We start from the raw sequence: 8,857 nt of genomic DNA, 5'->3' as shown, positions 1-8,857 counted from the left end.
GGGTGGGGGGAAAGCCCGGTCGGGCCGCTGGTAGGCGGCGTCGGCAGGGCCGGAGGCGCTGGTCGGCGGCGACGGGGCCGGGCCCCGTCCTCGCGGAGCGGGAAGCGCAGCACGTCACGTACACCCCGTGACGCCCCGGCCCGTATCGAGTGGAGATACCTTCGGGGCGCTCAGGCCGCCAGGCCGGCTAGCAGGGACGCTTCCGCAGCTCCATCACGTAGTCGTGCGGCGCGCCCGCCGACTCGGCCGCGTCGGCGAGCTCGCCGAGGTAGCGCGCGGACGGCAGGCCGCCCTCGTAGCCGTTGAGCACGTAGCCCCAGGCCGCCACGTCGCCGTCCAGGGTGTGGACGCGGAGCCGGGTGCGGCGGTAGATGCCGAGGCCGACGCCCTCCCAGCGGTCGAGCGCCTCCTCGTCCATCGGCGCGATGTCGTAGAGGGCGACGAAGACGTCCGAGATCGGGTCCTCAACGATGGTGGCCAGGGCGCCCTCCCAGCCCATCTCCTCACCGCCGAAGGTGAGCCGCCAGCCGGTCAGCCAGCCGGTGACGCGCAGGGGCGAGTGCGGGGCGCGGCGGGACATCAGCCGGGGGTCAAGGTTTCCGGCGTATGCGGCGTAGAGCGACATGGGACTGAGCGTACGGGAGAGGCGGGGGTGACCGGCCGAAGCGGTGGCACGACCGACCGCGGGGCCGGGCGGGAGATTCGACCGGTCGTACGAGACACTGGAGACGTGACTCGGATCGTGATCATTGGTGGCGGACCCGGCGGCTACGAGGCGGCGCTCGTGGCGGCGCAGCTCGGGGCCGAAGTGACCATTGTCGACCGGGCGGGCCTCGGCGGTGCCTCGGTGCTGACCGACTGCGTGCCGTCCAAGACGCTGATCGCCACGGCCGAGGTGATGACGAGCTTCGACTCCTCGCACGAGGAGCTCGGCATCGAGATAGACCACGACGGGGACGGCGTCGGGGACGAGGTGCGCGGCATCGGCGTCGACCTGGGCCGGGTCAACCGCCGGGTGAAGCGGCTCGCGCTCGCCCAGTCGCACGACATCACGGCCTCGGTGACGCGGGCCGGCGTGCGGGTGGTGCGGGGGCGCGGCCGGCTCGAGCCGCACCAGGGGCCCAACGGCTCACGCCGGGTCACGGTGCTCGACACGGAGGACGGCGCGCCGCTCGACCTCGAGGCGGACTGCGTGCTGATCGCCACCGGCGGCCAGCCGCGCGAGCTGCCGGACGCGCGTCCGGACGGTGAACGGATCCTGACCTGGACGCAGGTCTATGACCTGAAGGAGCTGCCCGAGGAGCTGATCGTGGTCGGCTCCGGGGTGACGGGCGCCGAGTTCGCCGGCGCCTACCAGGCGCTCGGCTCCCGGGTGACGCTGGTCTCCTCGCGGGACCGGGTGCTGCCCGGCGAGGACCCGGACGCGGCGGCCGTGCTCGAGGACGTGTTCCGGCGCCGCGGGATGAACGTGATGGCGCGCTCGCGCGCCGCCGCCGCGAAGCGGGTGGGGAACCGGGTGGAGATCACCCTCCAGGACGGCCGGACGATCTCCGGCACGCACTGCCTGATGGCGGTGGGCGCGGTGCCGAACACCTCGGACATGGGTCTGGTGGAGGCCGGGGTCAGGCTGAAGGAGTCCGGGCACATCTGGACGGACAAGGTGTCGCGGACGACGGCGCCCGGCGTGTACGCGGCGGGGGACTGCACGGGTGTGCTGGCGCTCGCCTCGGTGGCGGCGATGCAGGGCCGGATCGCGATGTACCACTTCCTGGGCGACGCGGTGGCGCCGCTCGACCTGAACACGGTCTCGGGGAACATCTTCACGGACCCGGAGATCGCCACCGTCGGCTACACGCAGGCCGACGTCGACGAGGGCCGGATCGACGCGCGGACGGTGAAGCTGCCGCTGCTGCGCAACCCGCGGGCCAAGATGCAGGGCGTGCGGGACGGCTTCGTGAAGCTGTTCTGCCGTCCGGGGACGGGGATCGTGGTGGGCGGCGTGGTCGTCGCGCCGCGGGCGAGCGAGCTCATTCATCCGATTTCGATCGCGGTCGACAACAGTCTGACGGTGGAACAGATCGCAAAGGCGTTCACTGTGTACCCGTCTCTGTCCGGCTCGATCGCCGAGGCGGCCCGGCAGCTGCACACCCGCAGGGCGAGCGAGGAACAGTAGGCACTGGTCAGCGCGTGGATCGCGCGGGCGGGCGCATGGGTGCATAGCACGCCGGGGGCGTGCGCACAGACAACTTCGGAAAATCCCCGCAACCTGCTGAAAGCAGACGGTCGTTCAGGTTACTGTCAGTTCCGTGTTCGCTGCTGAACGTCGTCAGATGATTCTCGAAATGGTGCGGGCCAACGGGGCGGTCTCGCTCCGGGAGCTCGCCCGGGTTGTCCAGACCTCCGAGGTGACCGTGCGGCGCGATGTGCGCGCTCTGGAGGCCGAAGGACTGCTGGACCGCAGGCACGGTGGCGCGGTCCTCCCCGGTGGCTTCACCCGGGAGTCGGGTTTTCCCCAGCGGGCGATGGCCGCGACGGCGGAGAAGACCGCCATCGCGGAGTACGCGGCCGGCCTGGTGCGGGAGGGGGAGGCCATCGTGGTGGGCGCCGGCACCACCACCCAGGAGCTGGCGCGCCGGTTGGCGCGGGTCCCGGGGCTCACGGTGGTCACCAACTCGCTGCTGGTGGCGCAGGCGCTGGCACACGCCAACCGGGTCGAAGTGGTCATGACCGGCGGCACGTTGCGCGGCTCGCACTACGCGCTGGTCGGCAGCGGCGCCGAGCAGTCGCTGCTCGGTCTGCGGGTGAGCCGGGCGTTCCTCTCCGGCTCGGGGCTCACCGCCGACCGTGGCCTCTCGACGTCCAACATGCTGGCCGCCAGCGTGGACCGGGCGTTGGTGCGGGCGGCGGCCGAGGTGGTGGTGCTCGCCGACCACACCAAGCTCGGCCTGGACACGGCCTTCCAGACCGTGCCCTCGGACCACATCGCGCAGTTGGTGACGGACCAGCCGCCACCGGGCGACGGCGACAAAGCGGCGACCGTGCTCGAGGCGCTGGCCGCGCAGGGCGTCCGCATCGCCCTGGCGGGTGGCGTCGCCAAGCAGCCCGGCGAGCCGCCGGGCGGCGTGGGGCGCCGCGAGGTGCCGCTGCCGGTGCCGCGCGGCCCTCGGATGCTGCGCAGGTTGGACGGCTGACGGCGCGCGGGGTGGCTCACGCGGTGGCTCAGAGGGTGGTGAGGAATGCCTGCCAGGAGCGGTGCGGAAAGACCAGCACGGGCTTGCCGGGACCCTTGCTGTCCCGCACGGGGAGCGCCCCGGCGAGCCCTCTGGCCACCTCGACGCACTCACCGCCGTCCCCGTTGCTGTAGCTGGACTTGCGCCAGGAAGCGGTCCGCAGTTCCCACTCCAGCGGTAAACGCATCGCCGATCGTCCTCCATGCCCTTGGAAAACACGCCGGTTGACGCCCCGTCCGAGGCGCCGCGTCACGACACGGTCACGACGCGAGAGCAGATCGTAGCGAAAATGCGTTCGGCATATGTGTTCGGGCGGATCAGCCGGGCGGATCTGTAATCCAGGTGTACGGTATGTCGGCTACATATCCCATCGCGGAAGCGCGAGGCAGGCTCGGCGATCTGGCGCGTCGAGCCGCCCAACACGAGCACATCACACTGACCGATCGCGGCGTTCCCACGGCCGTCCTCATCTCTCCGGCCGAGTTGGAAGACCTGGAGGACGCTCTGGCTCTCGCTCGTCTTGAGCGAGATCGCGCCCTCGGCCGCACCGAGACGCCGGTGCCGCACAGCGAGGCGCGCCGGGCTCTGCTCGACGCGGCCGGGAGAAACGAGTGACCTGGCGGGTCCAGTGGGAGCCGGCGGCGCTCAATGCCGCCGCCGGTCACCTCAAGGAGGACCCACTCGGGGTCGACACCCTGCTGCGGGCCACGGACCAGCCGGTCGAGGACCCTCGACCGGCAGGCTCTCACCCGTGGGGCACGGACCACCGCCGCCTGCGGCACGGCTCCTGGCGCATCCTGTACCGCCTCGAGGCGCGCGTTCCTCACATCGAACACGTCGGCCGAGTGCCCGGCTGACCCCGGTCCGCACGGCCCGTGCCGCGCGGACCGCCTCCACTTCTCAGTCCTTGATCTCGCAGATCACCGCACCCGAGGAGAGGGATGCGCCGACCTCGGCCTTCAGGGCCGTCACGGTGCCGGTGCGGTGCGCGTTGATCGGCTGTTCCATCTTCATCGCCTCCAGGACGATCACCAGCTCGCCCTCGGAGACCTGCTGGCCCTCCTCCACGGCGACCTTGACGACCGTGCCCTGCATCGGGGAGGCCAGCGCGTCGCCCGTCGCGCCGGAGGCGGCGCGCTTGCTCTGCTTGCGGCGGGCCGGGCGGGCGCCGCCCGCCACCGCCGCACGGGCCAGCGGCATCGCCAGCGTGGCCGGCAGCGACACCTCGAGCCGCTTGCCGGCGACCTCGACCACCACCGTCTCGCGGACCGTGCCCTCCGCCGCCTCCACGTCGACGGCCGCGCCGTCGTAGGCGGCGAGACCGTTCACGAACTCGGTCTCGATCCACCGGGTGTGGACGTGAAACGGCTCGCCCTCCCGGCCGGTGACCTCGGGAGCGAACGCCGGGTCCTTCACCACCGTGCGGTGGAACGGGATCACCGTCGCCATGCCCTCGACCCGGAACTCGGCCAGCGCCCGCGCCGCCCGCTCCAGGGCCTGGCGCCGGGTCGCGCCGGTGACGATCAGCTTGGCCAGCATCGAGTCCCACGCCGGGCCGATGACCGAGCCCGACTCGACGCCCGTGTCCACCCGCACGCCGGGGCCGAGCGGCGGCACGAACGTCGTCACCGTGCCGGGCGCCGGCAGGAAGTTGCGGCCCGGGTCCTCGCCATTGATGCGGAACTCGATGGAGTGACCGCGCAGTTCGGGATCGTCGTACCCCAGCTCCTCGCCCTCGGCGACGCGCAGCTGCTCCCGCACCAGGTCGATGCCGGTGATCTCCTCGGAGACCGGGTGCTCCACCTGCAGGCGGGTGTTGACCTCCAGGAAGGAGATCGTGCCGTCCTGGCCGACGAGGAACTCGCAGGTGCCGGCGCCGACATAGCCGGCCTCGCGGAGGATGGCCTTGGAGGCGCGGTAGAGCTCCGCGTTCTGCTCGTCGCTCAGGTACGGCGCCGGGGCCTCCTCGACCAGCTTCTGGTGGCGGCGCTGGAGCGAGCAGTCGCGGGTGGAGACCACCACCACGTTGCCGTGCCGGTCGGCCAGGCACTGGGTCTCAACGTGCCGCGGCCGGTCCAGGTAGCGCTCGACGAAGCACTCGCCGCGGCCGAAGGCGGCCACCGCCTCGCGCACCGCCGAGTCGTAGAGCTCGGGGATCTCCTCGATCGTGCGGGCCACCTTGAGCCCGCGGCCGCCACCGCCGAAGGCGGCCTTGATGGCCACCGGCAGGCCGTGCTCCCGCGCGAACGCGACCACCTCGTCGGCGCCGGAGACCGGGTCGGTGGTGCCGGCGACCAGCGGCGCGCCGGCGCGCTGCGCGATGTGGCGGGCGGCGACCTTGTCGCCCAGCGAGCGGATGGCGGCCGGCGGCGGGCCGATCCAGGTGAGGCCGGCGTCGATCACGGCCTGCGCGAACTCCGCGTTCTCTGACAGGAACCCATAGCCGGGGTGGATGGCGTCGGCGCCGGCGTCGGCCGCCGCCTTGAGCACCTTCTCGATGTCCAGATAGCTGGCCGCCGGGGTGTCACCGCCCAGCGCGAACGCCTCGTCGGTTGCGCGGACATGCACCGCGTCCCGGTCCGGCTCGGCGTAGACGGCCACGCTGGCGATGCCGGCGTCCCGGCATGCCCGGGCGACCCGGACGGCGATTTCGCCGCGGTTGGCGATGAGCACCTTGCGCACGATGGCTCCCTCCTCGGAACAAGGGGATTTTAGGTACTGGCGACACCTCGCAACGAGTCGCCCACAGGAGTGACCTTGCCCACACGACTGGTGAGCGCGGTGCCCCCGTCCGACGAAAATCCTTGCTGTCCCAAGGTACGCGCCTTGCTGAGCTTTGCGTTCTGATTCCGGCGGCGGACTGAAACTCGGGTGGTCCGAGACATCAAGGACGGCCTCGTTTTGTGGAAAGCGCACAAGGCTCGGCGGGATTCTTTGCCGCCCGGTCGAGGGGGGTTGCCGTCGGCTTTACCCGGCAGTAGCGTGCGCGGCGTGAACCGGGGCAGACGAGGCGTGGCCGCGGTGGCGGCGGTGGTGGTCTTCGGTGCGGCGGCGGTCCTCGGGCTGCTGCAGTGGATTCTCGGCCTGGTGGCCGACCGGCAGGAGATGTCCGTGGGCGGGGTTTCGGCCACGACGATCAGCGTGTCGGCGTGGGTGGGCGGCGCGGTGCTCGCCGCCTTCCTGCTGCTGTGCGGCGTGCTGCTGGCCCGGGTCTCCGTGACGGACCGGCCGCCGCGCCGGCTCGCCCGGGTGGTGCTCGTCGGCGGCGCGGTGGTGCACGCGGTGTTCGGCGCGTTGGCCGTGGGGCTCGTGGGGTGGTCGGCGTTCGCGGGTCTGATGGTCGTCTTCGCGCTGATCGTGCTGACGTTGACGCTCTATCCCGATCTATCCCGATCCCGCGTACCCGGGCCTGCCCGGGGCGGCCGCCGCCTCAGGCCCAGAGGTCGGTGATGGGGATCCCGGGGCCGTCGCGTAGCAGGTCGCGCAGCAGCGGCAGGGAGAGCCCGATCACGTTGCCGGCGTCGCCCTCGATGTGGTGGACGAACGGCGCGGAGCGACCGTCGAGGGTGAACGCGCCCGCGACGTACAGGGGTTCGCCCGAGGCGACGTAGGCGGCGATCTCGTCGTCGGTCGGCTCGCCGAAGTGCACGGTGGTGGACGCCACGCCGCTCGCCCGCCGCCCGTCGACGGTGTCGATCAGGCAGTGCCCGGTGCGGAGCACGCCGGCCCGGCCGCGCATGGACTTCCAGCGCGCGACGGCCTCCTCGGCGTCGGCCGGCTTGCCCAGCGGGCGGCCGTCGAGCTCGAGCAGGGAGTCGCAGCCGACGACCAGCGCGCCGGCCGCCTTGGGGCGGGCGGCGACGGCCTCGGCCTTGGCGTTGGCGAGCACCTGCGCGAGTCGCTCCGGGGTCTCGGCGGTGAGGGCGTCCTCGTCGACGCCGCTGACGATCACCTCAGGGGCGAGACCCGCCTGCCGCAGCAGACCGAGCCGGGCGGGGGACTGCGAGGCCAGTACCAGTCGTCTCTTCGGCGTCATGGTCGCCAGCGTAACGGGCACCCCAGTCCCACAGCGCCTGGAGTACCGGCCCGAGACCGCGCCCGCGCTTGGTGAGGCGGTAGCACACGCGGGGCGGCCAGCCGGGGACGCGGTCCCGGTCGAGCACGGCCGCCTCGGTGAGGTGCCGCAGCCGGTCGGCGAGCACCTTGTCGGAGAGCGTCGGCAGGGCGGCCGAGAGCTGGCTGAACGTGCGCGGCCCGGCGAGGAGTTCGCGCACGACCAGGGTCGTCCACCGGCCGCGCAGCGCGTCGAGCGCGAGCTCCACAGGGCAGCCGGGCGCGGGCGCCGTGACCCGGGCACGCGGGTCGTCGGGCAGCCCGGGCGCGTGGCCAACCGTTGGGTGAGTCACGGGGGCGCCTCCTAACGTTGGGGGCCGGACAGAGCCTTCCACGATAGGAGAAGCCGCCGTGGCGCCGACCCTTCCCGCCGCTCCGGACGAGGTGCCCGCCGCGTTCGCCGCGCGCTTCAACAGCGGCGACCGGGACGCCGTGCTCGACCTGTACGCGGCGGACGCCGTGTTCGTGCCGCGGTCGGGCCCCGTCGCCCGGGGCAGGGCCGAGATCGAACGGGCCAACGACAAGTTCCTCGGGCTCGGCGAGCCGATCACGGTGCGGCCGCGCTCGGTCAGCGTCGCGGGGGACGTCGCGCTGCTGGTCGTCGACTGGGAGATCCCGGCCGCCGGGATCCGCGCCACCGCCACGGACGTGGCGCGGCGCGGCGCCGACGGGCGCTGGCGCTACGTCATCGACAGCCCCTTCGGCGGCAGCTGATCCGTCGGCTCCGCGTCCGCGCGCTCGCTGACGTTCTCGCTGACGTTCTCGCTGACCTTCTCGATGACCTCGATCCGGCCGTCGGCGATGCGGGCCACCCGGTCGGCGCGGCGGGCCAGCGCGCTGTCGTGCGTGACCATGACGAAGGTCAGGCCGAGCTCGCGCCACCGGCTCTCCAGCATGTCCATGACCTCGTCGCGGGTGGACTCGTCGAGGTTGCCGGTAGGCTCGTCGGCGAGCAGCACCTGGGGGCGCTTGGCCAACGCCCGGGCGATGGCGACGCGTTGCTGCTGGCCGCCGGAGAGCTCGCTCGGGAGGTGGTTGGCCCGCTCGGCGAGGCCGACGGACTCCAGGGCCGCGGCGGCCTGGCGACGCCGTTCCGCGGCGCGGAGCCCGAGGGGGACGAGGGCCGTCTCGACGTTCTCCTGGGCGGAGAGGGTCGAGATGAGGTGGAAGCCCTGGAACACGAAGCCGATCCGCTGGGCGCGGAGCCGGGTGAGTTTCGCCTCGGACAGCCGGCCGAGGTCGGTCCCGTCCAGGACGACGCTGCCGCGCGTGGCCCGGTCGAGCCCGCCGAGCAGCTGCAACAACGTGGACTTGCCGCCGCCGGTCGGCCCCTGGATGACCAACCGACTCCCGCTCGGCACGGTCAGCGCCACGCGGTCCAGCGCGGTGACGGCCCCACGGCCTGCGCCGCGTGCGCCGCCTTGGCGGCGGTACTCCTTGGTCACGTCGGTGAGTTCATACATGTCACGTGCGTCCTTCTGTCGTCTTGGTGTCTGCGATTCCCCCCACCCACC

The 8,857-nt window shown here is 72.6% G+C and carries 12 protein-coding genes; 6 read left to right on the top strand and 6 right to left on the bottom strand.

What is annotated here, in order from left to right; translation table 11 throughout:
* Positions 1-187: 187 nt before the first annotated feature.
* Complete coding sequence (locus E1265_RS28895) at positions 188-625, bottom strand: gamma-glutamylcyclotransferase (protein ID WP_132933946.1); 438 nt, start codon at positions 623-625, stop codon at positions 188-190.
* A gap of 105 nt (positions 626-730) precedes the next feature.
* Here E1265_RS28895 and E1265_RS28890 point away from each other — a divergent pair, with 105 nt between their 5' ends.
* A complete protein-coding gene (locus E1265_RS28890; protein WP_132933945.1) occupies positions 731-2,173 on the top strand; it encodes an NAD(P)H-quinone dehydrogenase in 1,443 nt (480 codons plus the stop codon).
* Between the two features lie 157 nt (positions 2,174-2,330).
* Complete coding sequence (locus tag E1265_RS28885) at positions 2,331-3,191, top strand: DeoR/GlpR family DNA-binding transcription regulator (RefSeq protein WP_132933944.1); 861 nt, start codon at positions 2,331-2,333, stop codon at positions 3,189-3,191.
* 28 nt (positions 3,192-3,219) lie between these two features.
* Here the strand turns inward: E1265_RS28885 and E1265_RS28880 are convergent, their stop codons facing one another.
* A complete protein-coding gene (locus E1265_RS28880) occupies positions 3,220-3,417 on the bottom strand; it encodes a DUF397 domain-containing protein (protein ID WP_132933943.1) in 198 nt (65 codons plus the stop codon).
* 164 nt (positions 3,418-3,581) lie between these two features.
* On the opposite strand from E1265_RS28880, the gene E1265_RS28875 reads away from it, so the two are divergent.
* Entirely contained in the window at positions 3,582-3,845 is a 264-nt protein-coding gene (locus E1265_RS28875) for a type II toxin-antitoxin system prevent-host-death family antitoxin (protein WP_132933942.1), read from the top strand.
* Entirely contained in the window at positions 3,842-4,087 is a 246-nt protein-coding gene (locus tag E1265_RS28870; protein ID WP_132933941.1) for a type II toxin-antitoxin system RelE/ParE family toxin, read from the top strand. The genes E1265_RS28875 and E1265_RS28870 overlap by 4 nt, the downstream gene beginning before the upstream one ends.
* A gap of 43 nt (positions 4,088-4,130) precedes the next feature.
* Here the strand turns inward: E1265_RS28870 and E1265_RS28865 are convergent, their stop codons facing one another.
* The gene (locus tag E1265_RS28865) at positions 4,131-5,912 is read right to left on the bottom strand and encodes a biotin carboxylase N-terminal domain-containing protein (protein WP_132933940.1); all 1,782 of its coding nucleotides are present in this window, start codon (positions 5,910-5,912) and stop codon (positions 4,131-4,133) included.
* A 309-nt stretch (positions 5,913-6,221) separates the two neighbouring features.
* Between E1265_RS28865 and E1265_RS28860 the strand changes: the two genes are divergently transcribed.
* On the top strand, positions 6,222-6,680 hold the full coding sequence (locus E1265_RS28860; protein ID WP_207931254.1) for a hypothetical protein: 459 nt from the start codon (positions 6,222-6,224) through the stop codon (positions 6,678-6,680).
* Here the strand turns inward: E1265_RS28860 and E1265_RS28855 are convergent.
* Both E1265_RS28855 and E1265_RS28850 read right to left on the bottom strand, forming a co-directional pair.
* Entirely contained in the window at positions 6,661-7,266 is a 606-nt protein-coding gene (locus tag E1265_RS28855) for a nucleoside triphosphate pyrophosphatase (protein WP_132933939.1), read from the bottom strand. The genes E1265_RS28860 and E1265_RS28855 overlap by 20 nt on opposite strands.
* Entirely contained in the window at positions 7,184-7,636 is a 453-nt protein-coding gene (locus E1265_RS28850) for a helix-turn-helix domain-containing protein (RefSeq protein ID WP_132933938.1), read from the bottom strand. The genes E1265_RS28855 and E1265_RS28850 overlap by 83 nt, the downstream gene beginning before the upstream one ends.
* Positions 7,637-7,694: 58 nt before the next feature.
* On the opposite strand from E1265_RS28850, the gene E1265_RS28845 reads away from it, so the two are divergent.
* On the top strand, positions 7,695-8,057 hold the full coding sequence (locus E1265_RS28845) for a nuclear transport factor 2 family protein (RefSeq protein ID WP_243741186.1): 363 nt from the start codon (positions 7,695-7,697) through the stop codon (positions 8,055-8,057).
* On the opposite strand, the gene E1265_RS28840 is transcribed toward E1265_RS28845, so the two are convergent.
* Positions 8,024-8,806, bottom strand: a complete 783-nt coding sequence (locus tag E1265_RS28840) for an ABC transporter ATP-binding protein (protein WP_132933936.1) — start codon at positions 8,804-8,806, stop codon at positions 8,024-8,026. The two genes, E1265_RS28845 and E1265_RS28840, sit on opposite strands and share 34 nt — an antisense overlap.
* Between the last annotated feature and the right edge of the window lie 51 nt (positions 8,807-8,857).

Source organism: Streptomyces sp. 8K308, from assembly GCF_004348315.1.
Classification (GTDB): Bacteria; Actinomycetota; Actinomycetes; order Streptomycetales; family Streptomycetaceae; genus Streptomyces.
The sequence above is the reverse complement of the archived record's forward strand: the minus strand, read 5'-3'. Positions and strand labels throughout refer to the sequence as shown.

Coding starts and splice junctions, on each gene's coding strand:
- E1265_RS28855 (WP_132933939.1), bottom strand. CDS start 7,266: ATGACGCCGAAGAGACGACTGGTACTGGCCTCGCAGTCCCCCGCCCGG.
- E1265_RS28875 (WP_132933942.1), top strand. CDS start 3,582: ATGTCGGCTACATATCCCATCGCGGAAGCGCGAGGCAGGCTCGGCGAT.
- E1265_RS28895 (WP_132933946.1), bottom strand. CDS start 625: ATGTCGCTCTACGCCGCATACGCCGGAAACCTTGACCCCCGGCTGATG.
- E1265_RS28880 (WP_132933943.1), bottom strand. CDS start 3,417: ATGCGTTTACCGCTGGAGTGGGAACTGCGGACCGCTTCCTGGCGCAAG.
- E1265_RS28840 (WP_132933936.1), bottom strand. CDS start 8,806: ATGTATGAACTCACCGACGTGACCAAGGAGTACCGCCGCCAAGGCGGC.
- E1265_RS28885 (WP_132933944.1), top strand. CDS start 2,331: ATGATTCTCGAAATGGTGCGGGCCAACGGGGCGGTCTCGCTCCGGGAG.